Raw genomic sequence first — 20,145 nt, 5'->3', positions numbered from 1 at the left:
TACTTTTGGCCTTTGTACCTCGCTTATTTCTATGCTTACTGCCCGGCTCCGGTCTTTTCTGCTCAACCCGTACTTCGTGGGTGCCCTCTACCTGCTGCTCACCGTGGTGGTAACGGCGCAGCACTACCTGAAAGGCCCCGGCTCCTACAACAACTACCTGATCTTCGCCAAGCCTTTCTTCAACCTGCTCGAGGGAAAGAACCTGTACATCGAATACCCCGAGCAGTACCAGGACACCTACAAGTACAGCCCGGTTTTCGCGCTGTTCATTGGCGTCTTCGCCGTGCTGCCCGACTTTCTGGGGCTGCTGGGCTGGAACCTGCTGAACAACGTGGTGCTGTACACGGCCGGGCGCCGCCTGTTCCCCGACGTGCGCCGGCAGTCGTTGTTTCTGCTGCTGGTCGTCGTGGACATGATGACGGCCCTGCACAACAGCCAGGCCAACTGCCTGCTGGTAGGCCTGATGCTGTGGACCTACATCAACCTGGAAAAACGCCGCTACCTGCTGGCCGGCCTGTGCGTGGCGCTGGCCGCGCTGATCAAAGTGTACGGCATCGGCATCGGGCTGATTTTCCTGTTCTACCCCGCTCCTATCCGCAGCGGCCTGTGGGCGGCGCTCTGGACGGTGGTCCTGGCCTTCACGCCCCTGCTGGTGGTGTCGTGGACTGACTTCCAGATGATCTACCGAGCGTGGTTCGACATCGTGCAGGCTTCGGCGACCGGCATTCAGCTTTCGCTGATGGGCGTGCTGCAGTCGTGGTTTGGGGTGCCGATTACGGCTAAGGGCATTGTGCAGATTATCGGGATGCTGCTGCTGCTGGCGCCGCTGGTTCACTGGCGGGCGTGGCGCGAGGCCGACTACCGTCGCCTGTACGTGGCCTCGATTCCGATTTTCGTAGTAATCTTCAATCAGATGGCCGAGTCGCCCACGTTCGTTATTGCCGTGGCGGGCTTTATGTACTGGTTTATCTGGTACCGGCGCAGCACCCCACTGGCCGGTCCGCTGTTCGGGCTGGTCTTCGTATTCACTACCCTGGTAGCCACCGACCTGTTCCCGGATTCGGCCCGGGAAAACTTCTTCGACGTGTATAAGATCAAGGCCGTGCCGATGATTCTGGCCTGGATCTTTATTCAAAGTCAGCTGCTCTTCTACCCGCGGTGGCGGGAGCGGCTGCAGCGGGCCGCCGAGCATAGCGCCGCCGGGTCGGAGCCGGCCCTGCAACCTATTCACTAGCGCGGGGCTCCCGGTAACGCGAACCTTGCTTTCCGACGTACCCGGGAGCGCCCTGATTAGCCTTTATTTCCAGTTTTACTGTTCCCCGCTATCCGCTACCTATGCGCCGTATTCTTACCTTTTTGATTCTGAGCACCATGTCCACCGGCCTGATGAGCATCGGCTGCTGCGACTGCGGCTACGACGGGCCGGCGGAAATAGCGCTGCGCTTCAGCCCCGACTCGCTCAGCGGGCAAGGCTTCCGACGGGCCGAGGTGCGCTCGGCCTACCTGATCCGCTACGCCGGCACGCTCACCAATACCATCGATACGCTGCGGCAGCGGCCTGGGGGCCTGCCGCCCATCGGCACCCTCGAGAGCCTGTACATTTCGGAAGGTGCCGGCGCCTCGCTGTGGTTGCGGCGCTACACCTACGCCAACCAGCCCATAAGCAGCTACCGCCTGGTAGTTCCGGCCGCCAGCCGGCAGTTCGACGTTACTGACATCGACATTCAAGCCAAGGCCAGTAAGGGCTGCGGCTGCGTGAGTGTGGAGCGCCTCGACTTCAGCTTGAACGGGCAGCGCAAAGACGGGCGGGGCCGGGCGGCCGAGCTGGTGAAGTAACTCCCAGCAGCTTTTTCGCCCCGCCGGCCGTACAACGCGGACACGTTCCGCCCCACTATGTACCGCCCCTACCACCCACCGGCTGACCCGCAGCTGGTTCGTGAGCTGACCGAGCAGCAGCAAACCCTGCGCGCCCGGGTCCGCCTCGAGCCCCTGGCCACCGAGCCCGCCTTCATTGCCGGCTGCGACTCGTCCTTTCCCACGCCCGAAACCATTCTGTCGGTGTTCGTGCTTTTGCGCTACCCCACGCTGGAAGTGGTAGAAAAGGTGTGGCACGCCGGTCCGGTGGAGTTTCCGTACGTGCCGGGCTTTCTTTCTTTCCGGGAGGCGCCCAACCTGCTGCTGGCCTACGAAAAGCTCCGGCAGAAGCCCGACGTCATCATGGTGGACGGGCACGGCATTGCCCACCCCCGCCGCATGGGCATTGCCGCCCACCTGGGCGTATTACTCGACCGCCCCACGTTCGGGGTTGCCAAGCAGAAGCTGACGGGCGTCTACACCGAGCCGGAAATCACCAAAGGCAGCATCAGCCCGCTCACCGACAAGCAGGGCGACCTGCTGGGCCAGGTAATCCGCAGCAAGGATAAAGTGAACCCGCTGTTCGTAAGCCCCGGCCACCGCTGCGACCAGGAAACCGCCACCCGTCTCACCATGGCCTGCCTGCGCGGCTACAAGCTGCCCGAGCCCACCCGCCTCGCCGACCACTGGGCCGAGGAGTTTAAGGAGGAGCTGAAAAGCAAATGAGTTGTCCGTCGTTTGTTGTCCGTTGTCCGTTGTCAGCAAAAAACGACCTGACAACTAACAACTAACAACGGACAACGAATAACGTTACATCCCCACCGTTATCAGCCGGCCGGAGTCTTCAAACAAAAGTTGCAGATCGGTGAGGGTGAAGACCTGGGTGGCAGGCAGGCGCAGCAGCCGGGCCACGGCCTCGTACACTACCCGGGGCGAGTCGGCTTCGTCGATAATGCCCCGGTCCCCGGCCTGCTGCTGGGATTTGGAAAGCTTTTGGCCGGCGGGAGTTGTCAACAGCGGATGGTGGATAAACTGCGTCCGGGCGTAGGCGGCGGTTTCGGGCGTCTGACCGGCCAGAAACAGCTGGGCGGCCGTGCTCGGCAGCAGGTCGTGGCCACGCACGATAAGCGTGGTGCCCAGCCGTAAATCGTCGAGGATGGAGCCGATCTGGTAGGCCGGGCTGCTGTCCTTTTTGCGCACCACAAAGTCACCCATCACCTCGGGCAGGGTCACCGACACCGGGCCGTGCCACAGGTCCGGAAACTGGACTACCAGATTCGGGGGCAGGCGTGCCCGCCAGGCCGCCTGCGGGTCGGCCCAGGCCTGCTCCTGGTTGCAGCAGTCGGCTGTTGTGTGGGCGGCGCGGGCCAGCAGCTGGGTGCGGGAGCAGGTGCAGGCGTAGAGCAAGCCTGGTTTTTGGCGCAGCTGCTGCAGAAACGCCTCGTATTCGTTTAGGTGCCGGAGCTGGGAGTACTGCTGCTCGAAATCGGTAGGGCCACCCGGGCCGGTGTCGTAGTCGAGGCCGAGCCACCTGATGGTTTCAAAGATATTTTCCAGGTAGGCCGGACGCAGGCGGGGCCGGTCGAGGTCGTCGATGCGCAGGTGGAGCTGCCCGTGGGCGCGGCGCACCAGCAGCCAGGTCAGCACGAAGTTGACAGCATTGCCCAGGTGCAGAAACCCGCTGGGCGTGGGCGCCAGCCGGCCCCGCACCCCGGGCGATGGGGTAAAATCAGCCATAGAAAGGCAAATTAGGGCAAATAGAGTGGTTTCAGCATATTTGTAGCTGGTCCGGTTAAACGCAGCGGTAGCGGCGGCGTCCAACCTCCCGTACGCAAAACCTGCCCCCATGCGGAAACTTTACTTCGCCGTTTTACTGGTCCTGCTCGTCCTGCCCCGCCTGGGCCGCGCCCAGTCCGCCCCGCTTTACTTTCCACCTCTGCCGGCCACCGGTACCTGGAGTACCACCTCGCCCCAGCAGCTGGGCTGGTGCCAGCCCCAGCTCGACTCTCTGCTCAGCTTCCTGGGCCGCAAGCAAACCAAGTCGTTTATCCTCCTCAAGGACGGTAAGATCGTGGTGGAGCGCTACTACGGCACCTACACCCGGGATTCGCTCTGGTACTGGGCCTCGGCCGGCAAGACGCTCACCGCAACTCTCGTCGGCATTGCCCAGCAGGAAGGGCTGGTCAGCCTGACGGACAGCACGACTCGTTTCCTGGGTCCGCGCTGGACGTCGGCACCCCGGGCCAAGGAGAAGCTGATCACCCTGCGCGACCAACTCGCCATGACCACCGGCCTCAACGATGTCCCGTCGGCCCCCTGCGACAATGAGTCTACCCAGGCTTCCTGCCTGATCTACCGCACTGATGCGGGCACCCGCTGGGCCTACCACTCCGGCCCCTACCGCCTCCTGCTGGATGTGGTAGCCAATGCCAGCGGGCAGAACATCAATCTGTACACCCGCCAGAAAATCGGTAACCGCATCGGCATGGGCGGGGCCTGGGTGGACGATGTGTACTACAGCAAGGCCCGCGACATGGCCCGGTTTGGCCTGCTGATTCAGAACCGCGGCACCTGGGACCAGACCGTCGTGCTACGCGACACGGCTTACTTCCGGCGCATGACCACGCCCTCGCAGACGATGAACCGGGCCTACGGCTACCTCTGGTGGCTGAACGGGCAGCCGTCCTATATGCTGCCCAGCTCTCAGGCTACGTTTTCGGGCCCGATGATTCCGGCCGCCCCCGCCGACCTGATTGCGGCCCTGGGCAAAAACGACCAGAAAATCTACGTAGTGCCCAGCCTGGGTCTGGTCGTAGTGCGCCAGGGCGAGTCGGCCGGCCCGCGCCAGCTCGCCGTGTCGTCGTTTGATAATCAGCTCTGGACCTACCTGATGGCGGTGTTCTGCCGGCCTACAACGACCAGCCGCCCCCAGAAAGCGACGCTGGGCCTGTATCCGAACCCGGCCGCCGGTTCGGTGGTCATCACCCTGCCTCAGGCCGAGCCGGGCGCCACGCTCTGTCTGACCGACCTGACCGGCCGGGTGCTGCGCCGACAGCCGGCCGCCACCATACAGCATCAGCTAACCACTGCCGGACTGCCGGCCGGCCTTTACCTGGTGCAGTGGCTGGCCGCCAACGGGCAGGTACTGGGCACTCAGCGGCTGCAGAAGACGGACTAGCCCGGTTGACCGGAAGTGCCGCTAGGCCCGGTGGTCTGACTGCCGGGTCGCCAGCCACCAGATACCCCCGGCCAACAGCGCCAGGGCGCCACCCACCACGGCCGCCCTGGACAACGCCGGGGTAGCTGCCTTTTCCGGCTTGGCAATTTCGTCGTCGGTGAAGGGTTGCCGGCTGATGGCGGCCAGAATCAGGCGGACGGCCTCAGCCGGCTGGTCCCACTGCGGGAAGTGCCCGCAGCTTTCAAACCAGTACAGGCGGGCGTCCGGAAACTTCTGCATGGCCAGCCGGGCCTGAGCGGGCAGGCACACCCGGTCCTGCCGGCCCCAGCCGATAACCAGGGGCTCAGTGATGCTGCCCTCCGGGGCGCCCTGCTGCTCTTCGCCGTAAGCCAGCCGGTCGAGCAGCTCGTCGAAGACGGGCGTGGTGCCCAGCGTGCGCAGCTCCTCAATGGCCTGCCCGGCATCCACCGCCCAGGGGCGGGTCGAGAACTGGGGCAGCAGCACCGTGCGGCCCACGGCGTTGCCGGCGACCAGCGGAACGACCGGCTGCAGGGCCCGCACCAGCTTTTGCGACATGCTGACGGAGTGGTAGAAAAACGGAACTTCCCAGCCCTGCCAGAACCCACCGGGGTCGAGCGACACTACCGCCCCCAGCACCCCTCCGCGCCGGGCCAGCTCCAGCACCAGCCGGGCGCCCATCGAACTGCCCACTGCGTCGACGCCCAGCAGGTTCTGCTCGGTCAGAAAGCTGGTCAGGGCGTCGGCCATAGTAGCGACGGTGTGCTCCCCGGCTAGGGGCGCCGATTTGCCATGTCCGGGCAGGTCCACCGCCACTACGTCACGCTCAGCGGCCAGCGTGTCGAGGATGGTATTCCAGGAGCGCCAGCTGCCGCCGATGCCATGAACCAGAAGCAGAGGGCGGCCGGCGCCGCGGCGGATAGAGTGCAGATTCATAGCAAAGCAGGTCAGACGTGGGAACGGGTATACGTGCTGCCGGCGCTGTTCAGATTTTTTTGGCCCTGGCGCCTCTCCCCTGTGCAGACCCCGACACGCAAGACCGGACATCCTGGCAGGAAACATTTTCGGCTCAATCTATGTATGTACATCAATAACACCGGTGCTCTTATTCCGCCGGTTGACTTTTCCTCTCTTTGTCATGCAAACGATCCTGCATCCTGCCAACACCCGCGGCCACGCCAACCACGGCTGGCTTAACTCCTACCACACGTTCAGCTTCGGCGGCTACTCCGACCCGAGCCGGGTCCACTTCGGCGTACTACGCGTGCTCAACGACGACACCGTAGCCGGCGGCAAGGGCTTTGGTGCCCACCCCCACGACAACATGGAAATCATTTCCATCCCGCTGTCGGGCGCCCTGGAGCACCAGGACAACATGGGCAACCGGGGCATCATCCGGCGCGGCGACGTGCAGGTGATGAGTGCCGGCACGGGCATCGCGCACAGCGAGAAAAACCACAACCCCGACCAGGAAGTGAAGTTTCTGCAAATCTGGGTGTTTCCGAACCAGCGCGGCGTGAAGCCCCGCTACGACCAGCAAACGTTCCGCCCCGAGGACCGTCACAACCAGCTCCAGCAGATTCTTTCGCCCTCGCCCGACGATGCCGGCGTGTGGGTTCACCAGGACGCGTGGTTTAGCCTCGGCGATTTCGACGCCGGCTTTGCCACCGACTACACCATCAAAAAGCCCGGCAACGGGGTGTACGCCTTCGTGCTGGAGGGCGACGTGACCATTAACGGCCAGGCCCTGCACCGGCGTGACGGGCTCGGCATCTGGGACACGGACTCGCTCAGCATCCAGGCCGACAATTCAGCCCAGCTACTGCTGATGGACGTACCGATGTCGCTATAAGACTTTATTGATTGTTGATTGTTGGAAGGTGATTGTTGGCCGTATGCTCACCTGTAGGCGGCCTACCGGCACCGGCGCTACTTTTGAGGCGGACGCCACCTCCCGGCAATCAACAAGTAACAATCAGCATCCAACTCTTCCGAATGAAAACCGCCGTTACCCAATACCCCGTGCACGAGCTGATCAGCCAGCGCTGGAGCCCACGCTCCTTCACCAGTCAGCCCGTTGCTTCTGAAACGCTCAACCAGGTGTTTGAGGCCGCTTCCTGGGCCGCCAGCGCCATGAACGAGCAGCCCTGGCGCTACATCTACGCCCACCGCTCCGACGCCGAGGCGTTTCAGAAGATGGTGGACTGCCTGATGCCCGGCAACCAGCCCTGGGCCAAGAATGCCGCCGTGCTTGTCCTGGCTTTGACTAAAACGCACTACGACAACGGCACGCCCAACGGCGCCGCCCTCCACGACCTGGGCCTTGCCAACGGCAACCTGATTCTGGAAGCTACGGCCCTGGGCCTGCACGGCCATTTCATGGGCGGCTTCGACCGCGCCAAAGCCCAGGAAGCGTTTCATCTGCCCGAAGTTCTGCAGCCCGCCGTAATGATTGCGCTGGGCTACGCCGGCGAAGCCGAGCAGCTTGAAGAGCCTTTCCGCAGCCGGGAGCTGGCCGCCCGCAGCCGCAAGCCGGTAGCTGAAATTGCCTTCCACGGCCAGCTGCCCGAATAAAGCTGATTGTTGATGGTTAGTTGTTGATTGCTGTCAGTTGAAAAGCGGCGGTAATCAACACCTAGCAATCAGCTATCAACAATTCTCAACCAACCACCACCCCATGAACCACCGCATCATCCGCGCCCACGAACGGGGCCTCAAGGACATTGGCTGGCTGCAAAGCAACTTTTCCCTCAGCTTCAGCAGCTACTACAACCCCGAGCGCACCGGCTTCGGACTGCTGCGCGTGTTCAACGACGACTTTGTGAAGCCCGGGGGCGGGTTCGGCCTGCACGCCCATGCCAATATGGAAATCATTTCCATCCTGCTGGGCGGCCGCATGAACCATATCGACTCGATGGGCTACCGCGAGGAAGTCAGCACGGACTCGGTGCAGATTATGAGTGCCGGCAGCGGGCTGCGCCACGAGGAGCACAACATCGGCGACGATGAAGTCAACTTCCTGCAGATCTGGATTGAGCCCAAGCTGCAGAACGTCACGCCCCGCTATCAGAAGCGCAGCTTTCCGGCCGAGAAGCGCAAAAACCAGCTCGTTACCGTCGTCAGCAACGAGGAAGGCACGGCCCACTGCTGGATCAACCAAAACGCCCGCCTTGCCCTGGGCTACTACGAAGCCGGCCAGACCATCACCTACCGCCTGAACCCGCTCAACAAGCTGGTCTTCGTGTTCGTGATGGAAGGCGGCCTGACGGTAAACGGCGAGCAGGTAAACCGGCGCGACAGTATCGGGCTCTGGGATACCGACACCGTGACGGTGGAATGCAACGCCGAAAGCCGCTTCCTGCTCATCGAGGCACCCATCAACCACTAGCTTCCCCTCCCATGGCAACCATTACCGGCCGCATCGGTCAGGACCGCTACCGCACCCAGCTTACGTCGGCCAACGGCCACCGCTTCGTGGCCGATGAAGGCCTGGAGGACGGCGGGCAGAATCTGGGGCCCACGCCCGGCGAGCTGCTGGCCGCCTCGCTTAGCGCCTGCACCAACATCACCCTGCGCATGTACGCCGACCGCAAACAGTGGCCCCTTACCGCCATTGAAACAGTTGTGAACATCGAGCAGGGCGAAAAGCACACCGTAGACCGGTTTTCGGTACTGCTGCAGCTGGAAGGCGAGCTGACGGATGAGATGCGGCAGCGCCTGCTGCAGATTGCCCACCTCTGCCCGATTCACAAGCTCCTGGCGGCTTCCACGCCCATTGATCTGCGCCTGCTGTAAGCCGGCACCCAAACCCAAGCAGTCCCTTCACTTCCCCTGCCTGACGCTGTCGGGCAGGGTTCTTTTTTCAACTTCTTCGCGGCTCGGTCCGAGGTCCCCTTCCGGCAGCTGGTTTGCTTTCTGCGCCGGTGCGGCAGAATTTTCCGGCGCATTTAATTCACTTTTTTCCGGCTGCCGAAAAGCGCTGCTAATTGGATCGAATTACCGTCGGCTGCGCGTGGCGTTTCTCCGGCTTTACCCGTCTGCCCGGCGCGTACCGGCCCGAAGCCCGGCGTGAATATTATTGGCTTACAGTATATTAAAACGCCATTAATCTTCTTTCGCTTGGTAGCAGCGCAGCTTCGGAGCGATGCTTTGCCTACCGGCCGGGCGCGGAAGCTGAACCGTAAATCCTTTCCGCAGTTGCACGAATTTTAGATGCTGCCGGCGGTGGCCCCGGGCAGCGGGCGGCGGCAAGCACAACAACCTTATGGCGTAGGGGCGGGTATATGGGCCTAGTCTCACCCGGGAGCTTTTGGGCTTCCTCCTGACCTACACCCTATGAAAAAACCGCTTACCTCCGTCAAATCCCTGCTGCTGGGGCTGACGATTCTGGCGTTCGGCTCCCAGGCCGTACAGGCCCAGAATGCCGAAAAGAAAACCGGTCTCAGCGTCTACGGCAACACCTTCCAGTACCACGGCGACCTCGGCTCCGAGTGGTTCAAGGGCGACAAGATCGAGTACGGCCTGGGCCTGACCGTGAACCGCTACCTGAACCCGGGCATGGACATTGGTCTTTCCCTGGCCTATGGCGACATGAAGTTCTCGGCCGATGCGCCCAAGAACACCCAGTTCAACTTTAGCGGCTTCGACGCCAACGTGGTCAACATCGGCATTCCGCTGCGCTTCAAGCTCAACAACGGCTGGGCGCTCAAAGAGGATTCCCGGATTCAGCCCTACCTGCTGCTGGCTCCCGGCGTGTTCTACGCCAGCACCGACCGCTTCAAGGTAGGCGGTGGCGCCCCCGACAACCGCGACCTGTACGCTGCCGAGCTGCAGGGTGCCGCCGGTATCAACTTCCGCATCACCGACGGCTTCTCGGCCTTCATCCAGACCGGCCAGCACTACATGCTGACCGACCAGCTCGACGGCATCACGCTGAAGGGCAATATCAACGACCGGTACCTGCAGCACACTGCCGGCCTGACGATGAACTTCGGCCAGACCCTTGACTCCGACGGCGACAAGGTGTCGGACAAAAAGGACAAGTGCCCCGGCACGCCCGCCGGCGTCGCCGTGGACGCCAATGGCTGCCCGCTTGACGGCGACGGCGACGGCGTGCCGGACTACCAAGATAAGTGCCCGACCGAAAAAGGCCTGGCGGCTCTTGAAGGCTGCCCCGACCGCGACGGTGACGGCGTACGGGACGGTGACGATGCCTGCCCGGATGTAGCCGGCAAGCCTGAGCTGAAAGGCTGCCCCGATGCTGACAACGACGGCGTGATTGATGCCAACGACAAGTGCCCCGGCACCCCGGCCGGCGTAGCAGTAGACGCAACCGGCTGCCCGCTCGACCGTGACGGCGACGGTGTTCCCGACTACCAGGACCGCTGCCCCAACCGTCCCGGTCCGGCTTCGAACCGTGGCTGCCCCGAAATCAAGGCAGAAACCAAGAAGCGCCTGCAGGAGGCTACCAAGTACATCCAGTTCGAATTCGACAAGGCCGTACTGAAGCCGATTTCCTTCCCGACCCTGGACGCCATCGTACAGATCCTGAACGAGTACCCCGACTACACGCTCGGCATCACCGGCCACACCGACAGCAAGGGCAACGACGCCTACAACCTGCGCCTCTCCGATGACCGCGCTGCCTCGGCCCGGACCTACATGCTGAGCAAGGGTATCTCGGCTGACCGCATCGTGTCGCACGGCTACGGCGAAACCAAGCCGATTGCCGACAACGCCACGGCTGCCGGCCAGGCCATCAACCGCCGCGTGGAATTCGACCTCTACCTCACCGGCGACCCGAACACGGGCGAAGTGAAGTACGGTCCGGCTCCCTCGCTGAGCGACCTGCCCCCGGCTCCCGTGAAAAAGGCGCCGGTGAAGAAAGCTCCGGCTAAAAAGGCCCCGGCCCGCCGCCGGTAAAAGGTAAAAGCTGAGCTACTAGCCAGCTCAATAAAAAAAGCGTCCGGCTCTCGAGTCGGGCGCTTTTTTGTGTTTTAATAGCAGCCCAGGTGCTTTTCCTGGCTTCCTTACTAACCTTTAACTAAAGACCAGCGCGGCACTTTAGACATGCCGGCGCCCAGTGCCGGCCTTGGGTCGCTTCCCCTGCACGCAAAAAGCTGGATCCGATGCTTAGCAGCAAGGCAACCGGGCCGACTGCGTTTACCGGTAGGCAACGGCACCAGCAACCGGGCTGGTAGCAGGCACTACAAATAAGGAAACGGAAGGTAGGCACCAGGCCAAAGCACCCGGCCAGGTACGATCCCCCGCTGCCGGTAGGAAGCCGGTAGTTTCGCTGCCCAAGCCGGGACTTGCTGCCGCTTACGCTTGCGGATTTCCGCGACCAGTATCGGTTGGCTGGTCGGTGGCAGACTTCCGGGTTTCAGCATCGCGCAGCTCTTTTTCCAGGAAGTAGTTGAGCGCGGTGCGCAGGACCGCAATGGCGGCCAGCTGGGCGATGTCATTCCAGGTGGGCGCCACCGCCGTTTTCAGAATGTCGGCGCCCAGCTCCAGCTCCAGCGCCAAAGCCAGGGACTGGCCCAGTGCCAGCCGAATTTCCACGCTCGGCACGCGCCTGCTTTTCTTTCGGATCAGGGAAATCAGAAACCCCAGCAGGGCCCGGACTGAGGCCACCACAATCACGATAGCGGCGGCGGCCTCCACCAGCTGGGTCAGGCGCAGGGTGGCTGTTTTGATAAATTCCTCCATCAGGGCTGATTACGACAGAACACGCTGCGGAGACTACGCGCCGGACTGGTCTTTGGCAAGCTCGCGCACGTAGTCCTGGAGCTGGTGGCCGTTGAGGATGGCGGAGGCGTCGATGTCGTTGTTGAAGTACACAAACGCCTCGCGCACCGGCTCGGCAGCTTCAATCTCGTGGGTGAGGCGGTGCAGAAACTCCACCGGGTAGGGCGACTTGTACAGCTCCGGGGTGCCGTGCAGGCGGTAGTACAGGAGCGGCCCGGTCGGGATGACGGCGTCGGGCAGATGGGGGTGGCTCTGTCCGCAGAAGCTGATGCCGCGCCGGGCCAGTTCCTGGTACACCACGCCTTCCCACCAGCTCGGATGGCGAAACTCCAGTACGTTGGCAAAGGCCGGATCGAGGCTTTCCACGATGCGCAGCAGCCGCTCTTCGGTGAAGTTCATGCGGGGCGGCAGCTGAAACAGCACCGGCCCAAGCTTTTCGCGCAGCCCTTCCTGAATGATGCCGTAGAAGTCAGCCAGCAGCTGAGCGGAGTCGTTGAACTGCTTGTAGTGCGTAATCAGCCGGGGCGCCTTTACGGCAAACCGGAACTCCGGGGAGCTTTTCTGATACCAGTTTTCCAGGGCCGACAGCTGCGGAAAGCGGTAGAAGGTCACGTTCAGCTCCAGCGTGCTGAAGTGCTGGCAGTAGTATTCAAACCAGCGGCGCTGGGGCAGGCCCGCGGGGTAGAACCGCTCCTTCCAGTGGCGGTAGTGAAAGCCGGAACAGCCAATATGCCAGGACTTCATACAGAAAGCAAACCATTGGTCCGGGCCCCTATACGCGGTTTTTCAGCCAAGGTCCGTGCTCCGGTTAATCTGTTGACCATCAGCTCGACCCAACCTAACCGAACAGGCTTCGTTTGATAGGCTGAGTTTCATCTCCACCAATCGTTACTTCCCATGAAAACATACAAGCTTTTCGCCGCCACCCTGCTGGCCGCGTTTTTTCTTAATACCAGCGTAGCTGAAGCCCAGACCGCCCCCAAGAAAACCTGGAGCCGCAAGGCTAAGGGCACTGCCGCCGGTGCCGGCGTCGGCGCCGCAACCGGAGCCGTCGTAGGCGGCGGTAAAGGCGCCGTGGTAGGTGGCGTAGTAGGCGCCGCCGCTGGTGGCGTACTGGGCCGTCGTCGCGACAAGAAGAAGGACCCGGCCCGCCACGCCGAGTACTCCAGCCAGAAAGCCAAAGACTAGTTTCGGCCTGAACCATCCATACCCGCTACCCCGGACCTGCCAGTCCGGGGTAGTGTGTGTTTAGCCCGGTCCTGTCCCGAGGTACAACCCGCCGGCGGGCCGGCTCCCTTACGCTTTATCTACTCCGACTTCCCTTTGCTTATGCCGATGCTACTGCGTCTGAAAAATCTCCTGCTGCTGTTGCTGCTTTCCGCCGGGGTTGTACCGTTGCAGGCCCAGACCACGATCCAGGGAAGCATCAGATGCGGCGGCCTGCGCCGCGACTACCGCCTCTACGTGCCGGCTGCCTACCGCGCCGGCACGCCGGTGCCGCTGCTGTTCAACCTGCACGGCTACGGTTCCAGCAACGTGGAGCAGGAAATCTACGGGGACTTCCGGGCCATTGCCGATACGGCCAACTTCCTGGTGGTGCATCCCAACGGCACAATCGAGCCGGGCAGCGGCAGCCGGTACTGGAACACGTTTGGGCCGCCCGGTACCCCGGGCCCCGACGATGTGGCGTTTCTTTCGGCTTTGATTGACTCCCTCCGCCTGCGCTACAGCATCGACCCGGACCGCGTGTACAGCACCGGAATGAGCAACGGGGGCTTTATGAGCTTTGAGCTGGCCTGCAAGCTGAGCGGGCGCATAGCCGCCGTGGCCTCCGTCACGGGCAGTATGACGGGCTCGCGGATTCCGGTATGCACGCCCCAGCACCCCACACCCATCCTCCAGATTCACGGCACCGCCGATAACACGGTGCCCTACAACGGCGGCACCGCGCTGGCCTTTGCCTCCATTCCCACGGTCCTCAACTACTGGGTCCAGTTCAACGGCTGCAACCCCACCCCCACCATCACGATGCTGCCCAACCTTAGTACCACGGACGGCTCCACCGCCGAGCGGTCGGTGTGGACGGGCGGGCGCAACGGCAGCGTAGTCGAGCACTACCGTATTATCGGCGGGGGCCACACCTGGCCCGGCGCACCGTTCACCATCGGCGTCACGAACCGTGACATTAACGCCAGCCAGGTGGTATGGCGCTTTTTGCGTCGCTTTCGGCTTAGTCGACTCACCCTGGCCACCGCTTCGGCCGCCGCACCCGCCCTGGCAGCCTACCCCAACCCGTTTACCAGTCAGCTGACGCTGCGCCTGAGCCCTGGCGTTACCATCAGCCAGCTGACGCTGCTCAACCCGCTGGGCCAGAAAATCAGCCTGGCTAATGCCCGGGTCTCAAACGGAGTGCTTCAGCTAAGCACCGGCAACTGGCCGGCCGGCCTGTACCTGCTGCGCGTGGAGGCCGGCGGGCAGCTTATAACCTACAAGCTGCTGCGCGCAAAGGAGTAAACCCGAGAGGGTGAAGGCCCTCTGCCCAACCATAACAGCTCGTTTTCAGAACCCGTTTTTATACCTGCTGCCCCAGCAATTTCTGCAGCTGCCGCGCGTCGGCGACCCCGGCCCCGCCGATGCCGTTGTTGAAGAAGACAAACACGTCCCTGAGGTTGGGCGCGGCCTCTATTTCTTGGGAAATCCGCTCCAGGAACGCGTCACTGTAGTTGGACGTGTACAGCACCGGCACCCCGTGCAGGCGGTAGTACACCAGGGGCGTGTTGGCCACTACCTCGTCGGGCAGGGGCAGGGGGTGGCTCGGGCCTACGAAGCTGACGTTGTGCCGGGCCAGCTCCCGGAACACGTCCCCATCCCACCAGCTTGGATGCCGAAACTCCAACACGTTGGTAAAATCCGGATTGAGGTGGTCGAGCAGGCGGGCCATCAGCTCGTCGGTATACGCGGCTTTGGGCGGCAGCTGAAACAGCACCGGGCCCACCTTCTCTTTCAGCCCCTCCTGCACGGTGCCGTAGAAATCAGCCAGGATAGGTCCGGCTTCGGGACCGAATTTCTTGTAGTGCGTCACCGCGCGCGGGGCCTTCACGGCAAAGCGAAAGTCGGCGGGGCTTTGCTCGTACCAGGTTTCAAAGGCCTTTAGCTCGGGCATCCGGTAAAAGGTGACGTTCAGCTCCAGCGTGTTGAACTGCGTGCAGTAGTAGGCAAACCACTTGCGTGGCGGCAGGCCCTCGGGATAGAAAACGCCTTTCCAGTCGCGAAACGAAAAGCCGGAGCAGCCGATGTAGGTGGTGGGCATGAGCAGGAGTTTAGGTTGGGGTGGGCTTCTACGTACTTTCCCGCCGGCTTAGCTGACGCGGCCGAAAGGGCCACCCGGTTTTCTACCAGCCCCTTCCGGCACTTGCCGCAGCCATTTTCAAACGCCTGCCGTAAACCCCAAGTTAAGCAGGCGGCTTCGCGGGCCCGAACCCGGGCCGGGCCGGCCGGTTATCCGGTCAGCTGCCCTGCTCCGCTACTTCTACACCGTATTTTCCGACGCGCATCCCAAGCCGGGTCGTTAACCTGTTTTTTATGGCAGACCAGAATCCAGACCAGCATCCTACCGGACCTAAGCCCGGGCACAACGGGGCCCGGCGCACGTTTCTCAAGCAGTCGACGGCCCTTACCGCCTTTGCCCTCACGCCCGGGCCGGTGCTCAAGGCCGCCGGCTCGGCCTGGGACGAAAAAGTAGCGGCCGCCATCGAGCAGGTGCCGCTCCGGCTCGACATCAACGGCAAAAAGTACAAGCTGTCGGTGGAGCCGCGCACTACCCTGCTCGACCTGCTGCGCGAGCAGCTCCACCTCACCGGCACCAAGAAAGGCTGCGACTACGGACAGTGCGGGGCCTGCACCGTGCACGTCGACGGGCAGCGCATCAACTCCTGCCTGACGCTGGCCGTGATGCAGGACGGCAAAAAGGTAACAACTATTGAGGGCCTCGCCGAGGGCGAAAAGCTTCATCCGATACAGGAGGCGTTTATCAAGCACGACGGATTCCAGTGCGGCTACTGCACGCCGGGCCAGATTATGTCGGCCGTGGCCTGCATCCGCGAGGGACACGCCAACTCGGAAGGCGAAATCCGGGAGTACATGAGCGGCAACATCTGCCGCTGCGGGGCCTACCCCAACATCGTGGCGGCTATTCAGGAAGTGAAAAACGGGGGGCAGAAGGTATGAACCAGTTCCAGTACGTGCGGCCCACCAAGCAGAAAGCCGCCATCGACGCGTTTGGCCGCGAGGCCGACACCCAGTTTATTGCCGGCGGCACCAATCTGCTCGACCTGATGAAGCGGGGCGTCATGAACCCGACCAAGCTGGTCGACATCAACCGCCTGCCGCTCGACCGCATTGACCGGGACAAAGGCACGCTGCTCATCGGGGCCCTGGCCCTGAACAGCACCGTGGCCGAGCACCCGCAGGTGCGGCAGCTTCATCCGCTGCTGGGCCAGGCCCTGAGCGCCGGCGCTTCGGCCCAGCTGCGCAACATGGCCACCGTGGGCGGCAACATGCTGCAGCGCACCCGCTGCTACTATTTCTACGACACGGCCATGCCCTGCAACAAGCGGGAGCCCGGCTCTGGCTGCGGCGCCCTCGAAGGCTACAACCGCATGCACGCCATCTTCGGCTTTTCCGACAAGTGCATTGCCGTGCACCCGTCCGATATGAGCGTGGCCCTGGTTGCCCTCGACGCCACCGTGCTGGTGAGCGGCCCCAAAGGAGACCGGCGCATTCCGTTTGGTGGCCTGCACCGCCTGCCCGGCGACACACCCCAGCGCGACACCAACCTGGAGCCCGGGGAGCTGATTACGGCCGTAAGCATCCCGGATAACCCGTTCACCAAAAACGTGCACTACCTCAAAGTGCGCGAGCGGGCCTCGTATGCCTTTGCGCTGGTATCGGTGGCCGCGGCTCTGCATATCGAAAACAACGTCATCCGCGACGCCCGCCTGGCCATGGGCGGCGTGGCCCACAAGCCCTGGCGGCTCACGGAAGCCGAAAAGTCGCTTATCGGCAAGCTCGCTACGGAAGCCACTTTCCGGCAGGCCGCCGACGTGGCCATGCAGGGCGCCAGGGCGTTCAAGCACAACGCCTACAAGCTGAAAATGGCCCCCAATTCCATTATCCAGGCCCTCAAACAGGCCGCCGCCGTAGCCTAACCGATTATGAAAGACTTATTTTTCAAAGACGGCGTAATCGGTGACCCCATGAACCGGGTCGACGGGCGCCTCAAGGTGACGGGCGGAGCCAGGTATTCGGCCGAGTATGAGCTGCCCGGGCTGGTGCACTCGGCCCTCGTAGGCAGCACCATTGCCAAAGGCCGCATCACCAGCATCGATACCAAAGCCGCCGAGCGGGCGCCGGGCGTCATGGCGGTCATCACCCACGTCAACTCTATCAAGGTGCCGGGCTTTGCGGCCAGTGCCCACCCGTCAGAGCCCAGCACCATCGGCCAGCCCCTGCGGGTGTTTTACGACGAGAAAATCTACTTCAACGACCAGCCCGTAGCCATCGTGGTGGCCGACACGCTGGAGCGGGCCCGCTACGCCGCCGGGCTCGTAAAGGTGCAGTACGCCGCCGAGCAGCACCAGACCAGCTTCGACGCCAACACCAGCCGGGCCGTGCTGCCCACCAGCGCCAAGCGCAACCCCAAGTCGCCCCTGGCCGACTACGACCGGGGCCAGACCAACGCCTTTCAGACGGCCCCCGTCAAGCTGGAGGCCGAGTACGTGATTCCCTCGGAGATGCACAACCCGATGGAACTGCAGGCCATTGTCGCCCACTGGGAAGCCGCCGATAAGCTCACCGTGTACGACAAGGTACAGGCGGTGAAAGGCACCCAGAAAGCCTTTGCCAAGGACTGGAAGATTCCGGAGGAGAACGTGAAGGTTATTGCCACGTTTGTAGGCGGAGCGTTTGGTAACGGCCTGCACAACTGGCCCCACGAAACCGCCGCCATCATTGCCGCCAAGATGGTGGGCCGCCCGGTAAAGCTGATGCTGACCCGGGAGCAGATGTTTACTATGGTAGGCTACCGGCCGCACGCCTGGCAGCGCGTTGGGATTGGGGCCACGCCCGACGGCAAGCTAGTGGGCATCACCCACGAAGCCACCGGGCAGACGTCCAGCTACGAAGAGTTTACCGAGTCGACGCTGCAGCAGACCCGGATGATGTACCAGAGCCCCAACGTTACGACGCGCTACCGGATCCTGCCCCTCGACGTGAGTACGCCGATCTGGATGCGCGGCCCCGGCGAGGCCACCGGCGCCTTTGCCCTGGAGTCGGCGCTGGACGAGCTGTCGTACCTGCTGAACATCGACCCCATCGAGCTGCGCCTGCGCAACTACACCGACCAGGACCCGGAAAAAAACCTACCCTGGTCGACCAAGTTCCTCAAGGAATGCTACCAGATGGGTGCCGACCGCATCGGCTGGAACAAGCGGCCGGCCAAACCCGGCACCCTGCGCGACGGCGACTGGCTGGTGGGCTACGGCATGGGCGTGGGTACGTTCGGGGCCAACCGCCGCCCGGCCAAGGCCCGGGCCCGCCTGCTGGCCAACGGCACGGTGCTGCTGCAAAGCGCCACCACCGACATCGGGCCCGGCACCGGCACCGTGATGGTGCAGATTGCCGCCGACGCGCTGGGCCTGCCGCCAAAAGCCATTGTCTTTGAGTTGGGCAACTCCACCTTCCCTGAAGCCCCGTCCCAGGGCGGCTCGGCCACCGTGGCCAGCGTGGGCTCGGCGGTGGTAGCGGCCTGTGCCGAGCTGAAAAAGAAGCTGCTGGAGCTGGGCGGCCCGGGCTTCAGCGGCGCCAAGCCCGAGGACGTGACTATCAACTCCCGCGTTCAGATGCGGGCGTACAATTCCAGTCTGCCGCTGGAAATCGGGCTGCGCACGAATGCCAGCGTGAAAGTATCGTACAGCGACGTGCTGCAGCGCAACGGCGGGCAGGAAGTGGAAGTAGTGGGCGAAGGCCGGCCCGGCAACGAGCGGCAGAAGTACTCGATGTACTCGTTCTCGGTTCACTTCGCGGAGGTGAAGGTGCACACCATGACCGGTGAGGTGCGGGTCACGAAAATGGTGTCCTGCGCCGATGCGGGCACGATTGTCAACCATAAAACGGCCGGCAACCAGATGATCGGGGGCGCCGTGGGCGGCATTGGCATGGCCCTGACCGAAGCGGCCGTTATCGACCACCGCTTTGGGCGCTACGTCACCAAGGACTTTGCCGAGTACCACGTGCCCGTGCAGGCCGACGCGCCCGCCATTGAGGTGGCGTTCGTGGACAAGCCCGACCTGCTCGTGGACCCGATGGGCACCAAGGGCATCGGCGAAATTGCCATTATCGGCGTGGCTCCGGCCATTGCCAACGCGGTATTCAACGCCACCGGCAAGCGAATCCGGGAGCTGCCGATTACGCCGGATAAGCTGATCTGACGAGTGGCAGGCTGACGAAAGAAAGGGGCCCGGACGTTGCGTTCGGGCCCTATTGTTTTTATGATGAATCTGTTTCCTTAGCAACTCACCGCCACTCTACTGCGCCTCACCCCTTACGGCGGTATCCCGGCGTCCGGACCGGATCAGCGCCCCGCCTGCCACCAGCTGCAAAGCGCCAAAGGCGAGGAAACCCAGGTCCCAGGGCAGGTGGTCCGCCGCGTACTCCCGCACGTGGTGCAGTTCCAGCAACTGGTGGTCGATGACGCCCTCAACTACGTTGAACAGTCCCCAGCCCAGAATCAGGGCCCCTACCAGCGTACGGCCCGACCAGGCTACATCGGGGCGCTTGCCGGCGGTCCAGAGCAGGCGCAGCCCTACCACCGTCATAACCCAAACGGCTGCGTGGAACACGCCGTCCCAGTACATATTCACCTTGGCAGCCACCAGCGTATCAGGCGGCAGCTTGCTTGACAGCAGGTTGTGCCACTGCAGAATCTGGTGTAGCACGATACCGTCGACAAAGCCGCCGAGGCCGGCGCCCAGCAGCAGGCCGGCGGCAATAAGCGGGGTGCGGTGAACAGGTTGGGGCATAAAGCAGAATGATCAGGTAAGACGGCGTTTGAGAGCCGGTAAAAAGTAAAGCGTCAGGCCCAATCCCAGCAGCACGGCTACCGGCAGCAGCACCAGCGCCAGATTGGGCAGGTACTGGGTGTCGTGGATCGTAGCCTGCACGCGGGGGCGACACACCCGGCACGCCCAGGCGCCCGCCGACGGCAGCATAAGAAAAAGTCCCAGCAGCCACCCGGCCGCTCGTGAATAAACCATGGGCATCAATATTTCTGATTCCCGGGTACGGGACCC

At 63.0% G+C, this 20,145-nt stretch carries 21 protein-coding genes; 14 read left to right on the top strand and 7 right to left on the bottom strand.

Features of this window, described 5'->3' with window-relative positions; translation table 11 throughout:
* The first annotated feature begins 31 nt into the window (after positions 1 to 31).
* From LJY25_RS14300 to nfi, 3 genes are all read left to right on the top strand, one after another.
* Positions 32 to 1,234 carry a glycosyltransferase family 87 protein gene (locus tag LJY25_RS14300; RefSeq protein ID WP_227609033.1) on the top strand — a complete coding sequence of 401 codons (1,203 nt, stop codon included), beginning with the start codon at positions 32 to 34 and terminating at the stop codon, positions 1,232 to 1,234.
* A gap of 101 nt (positions 1,235 to 1,335) precedes the next feature.
* Positions 1,336 to 1,836, top strand: coding sequence for a hypothetical protein (locus LJY25_RS14295; protein ID WP_227609032.1), 501 nt, complete (start codon positions 1,336 to 1,338; stop codon positions 1,834 to 1,836).
* A gap of 57 nt (positions 1,837 to 1,893) precedes the next feature.
* On the top strand, positions 1,894 to 2,580 hold the full coding sequence (gene nfi / locus LJY25_RS14290) for a deoxyribonuclease V (RefSeq protein WP_227609031.1): 687 nt from the start codon (positions 1,894 to 1,896) through the stop codon (positions 2,578 to 2,580).
* Positions 2,581 to 2,664: 84 nt separating this feature from the next.
* Here nfi and LJY25_RS14285 read toward each other — a convergent pair whose 3' ends face one another.
* Positions 2,665 to 3,591: a glutamate--tRNA ligase family protein gene (locus LJY25_RS14285; RefSeq protein ID WP_227609030.1), complete on the bottom strand. Its 927-nt coding sequence runs from the start codon at positions 3,589 to 3,591 to the stop codon at positions 2,665 to 2,667.
* Between the two features lie 109 nt (positions 3,592 to 3,700).
* Between LJY25_RS14285 and LJY25_RS14280 the strand changes: the two genes are divergently transcribed.
* A complete protein-coding gene (locus LJY25_RS14280) occupies positions 3,701 to 5,032 on the top strand; it encodes a serine hydrolase (protein WP_227609029.1) in 1,332 nt (443 codons plus the stop codon).
* Positions 5,033 to 5,053: 21 nt separating this feature from the next.
* Here LJY25_RS14280 and LJY25_RS14275 read toward each other — a convergent pair whose 3' ends face one another.
* Complete coding sequence (locus LJY25_RS14275; RefSeq protein ID WP_227609028.1) at positions 5,054 to 5,986, bottom strand: alpha/beta fold hydrolase; 933 nt, start codon at positions 5,984 to 5,986, stop codon at positions 5,054 to 5,056.
* Between the two features lie 202 nt (positions 5,987 to 6,188).
* Between LJY25_RS14275 and LJY25_RS14270 the strand changes: the two genes are divergently transcribed.
* The 5 genes from LJY25_RS14270 to LJY25_RS21385 all read left to right on the top strand — a co-directional run bounded on the left by LJY25_RS14270 (position 6,189) and on the right by LJY25_RS21385 (position 10,972).
* Positions 6,189 to 6,902 carry a pirin family protein gene (locus LJY25_RS14270; RefSeq protein ID WP_227609027.1) on the top strand — a complete coding sequence of 238 codons (714 nt, stop codon included), beginning with the start codon at positions 6,189 to 6,191 and terminating at the stop codon, positions 6,900 to 6,902.
* A gap of 143 nt (positions 6,903 to 7,045) precedes the next feature.
* On the top strand, positions 7,046 to 7,624 hold the full coding sequence (locus tag LJY25_RS14265) for a nitroreductase family protein (RefSeq protein ID WP_227609026.1): 579 nt from the start codon (positions 7,046 to 7,048) through the stop codon (positions 7,622 to 7,624).
* 103 nt (positions 7,625 to 7,727) lie between these two features.
* Complete coding sequence (locus tag LJY25_RS14260; RefSeq protein ID WP_227609025.1) at positions 7,728 to 8,438, top strand: pirin family protein; 711 nt, start codon at positions 7,728 to 7,730, stop codon at positions 8,436 to 8,438.
* Between the two features lie 11 nt (positions 8,439 to 8,449).
* Positions 8,450 to 8,845, top strand: a complete 396-nt coding sequence (locus LJY25_RS14255; protein ID WP_227609024.1) for an OsmC family protein — start codon at positions 8,450 to 8,452, stop codon at positions 8,843 to 8,845.
* A 540-nt stretch (positions 8,846 to 9,385) separates the two neighbouring features.
* Positions 9,386 to 10,972, top strand: coding sequence for an OmpA family protein (locus LJY25_RS21385; protein WP_317206602.1), 1,587 nt, complete (start codon positions 9,386 to 9,388; stop codon positions 10,970 to 10,972).
* Positions 10,973 to 11,371: 399 nt separating this feature from the next.
* Here LJY25_RS21385 and LJY25_RS14235 read toward each other — a convergent pair whose 3' ends face one another.
* Together LJY25_RS14235 and LJY25_RS14230 are read right to left on the bottom strand one after the other, a co-directional pair.
* Positions 11,372 to 11,758: a DUF1622 domain-containing protein gene (locus tag LJY25_RS14235; protein ID WP_227609023.1), complete on the bottom strand. Its 387-nt coding sequence runs from the start codon at positions 11,756 to 11,758 to the stop codon at positions 11,372 to 11,374.
* Positions 11,759 to 11,791: 33 nt separating this feature from the next.
* Positions 11,792 to 12,541 carry a DUF72 domain-containing protein gene (locus LJY25_RS14230; protein WP_227609022.1) on the bottom strand — a complete coding sequence of 250 codons (750 nt, stop codon included), beginning with the start codon at positions 12,539 to 12,541 and terminating at the stop codon, positions 11,792 to 11,794.
* 153 nt (positions 12,542 to 12,694) lie between these two features.
* Here LJY25_RS14230 and LJY25_RS14225 point away from each other — a divergent pair, with 153 nt between their 5' ends.
* Positions 12,695 to 12,985, top strand: a complete 291-nt coding sequence (locus LJY25_RS14225; protein WP_227609021.1) for a glycine zipper domain-containing protein — start codon at positions 12,695 to 12,697, stop codon at positions 12,983 to 12,985.
* Positions 12,986 to 13,132: 147 nt separating this feature from the next.
* Positions 13,133 to 14,311, top strand: coding sequence for an extracellular catalytic domain type 1 short-chain-length polyhydroxyalkanoate depolymerase (locus LJY25_RS14220; protein WP_227609020.1), 1,179 nt, complete (start codon positions 13,133 to 13,135; stop codon positions 14,309 to 14,311).
* Positions 14,312 to 14,369: 58 nt separating this feature from the next.
* Here the strand turns inward: LJY25_RS14220 and LJY25_RS14215 are convergent, their stop codons facing one another.
* Positions 14,370 to 15,107, bottom strand: a complete 738-nt coding sequence (locus LJY25_RS14215; protein ID WP_227609019.1) for a DUF72 domain-containing protein — start codon at positions 15,105 to 15,107, stop codon at positions 14,370 to 14,372.
* Positions 15,108 to 15,379: 272 nt separating this feature from the next.
* Between LJY25_RS14215 and LJY25_RS14210 the strand changes: the two genes are divergently transcribed.
* Genes LJY25_RS14210 through LJY25_RS14200 form a run of 3 tightly spaced genes read left to right on the top strand, consistent with a single transcriptional unit; the run spans position 15,380 to position 19,284 of the window.
* Positions 15,380 to 16,024, top strand: coding sequence for a (2Fe-2S)-binding protein (locus LJY25_RS14210; protein ID WP_227609018.1), 645 nt, complete (start codon positions 15,380 to 15,382; stop codon positions 16,022 to 16,024).
* On the top strand, positions 16,021 to 17,004 hold the full coding sequence (locus LJY25_RS14205) for an FAD binding domain-containing protein (RefSeq protein ID WP_227609017.1): 984 nt from the start codon (positions 16,021 to 16,023) through the stop codon (positions 17,002 to 17,004). Before LJY25_RS14210 ends, LJY25_RS14205 begins: the two co-directional genes overlap by 4 nt.
* Positions 17,005 to 17,010: 6 nt before the next feature.
* Positions 17,011 to 19,284 carry a xanthine dehydrogenase family protein molybdopterin-binding subunit gene (locus LJY25_RS14200; protein WP_227609016.1) on the top strand — a complete coding sequence of 758 codons (2,274 nt, stop codon included), beginning with the start codon at positions 17,011 to 17,013 and terminating at the stop codon, positions 19,282 to 19,284.
* A 96-nt stretch (positions 19,285 to 19,380) separates the two neighbouring features.
* On the opposite strand, the gene LJY25_RS14195 is transcribed toward LJY25_RS14200, so the two are convergent.
* Together LJY25_RS14195 and LJY25_RS14190 are read right to left on the bottom strand one after the other, a co-directional pair.
* Positions 19,381 to 19,875: a DUF2243 domain-containing protein gene (locus tag LJY25_RS14195; protein ID WP_227609015.1), complete on the bottom strand. Its 495-nt coding sequence runs from the start codon at positions 19,873 to 19,875 to the stop codon at positions 19,381 to 19,383.
* A 12-nt stretch (positions 19,876 to 19,887) separates the two neighbouring features.
* The gene (locus tag LJY25_RS14190) at positions 19,888 to 20,109 is read right to left on the bottom strand and encodes a hypothetical protein (protein WP_227609014.1); all 222 of its coding nucleotides are present in this window, start codon (positions 20,107 to 20,109) and stop codon (positions 19,888 to 19,890) included.
* Positions 20,110 to 20,145 lie beyond the last annotated feature (36 nt).

This window comes from Hymenobacter translucens (assembly GCF_020685205.1).
Lineage (GTDB): Bacteria > Bacteroidota > Bacteroidia > Cytophagales > Hymenobacteraceae > Hymenobacter > Hymenobacter translucens.
This window is presented reverse-complemented; position numbering and strand designations above follow the sequence as displayed.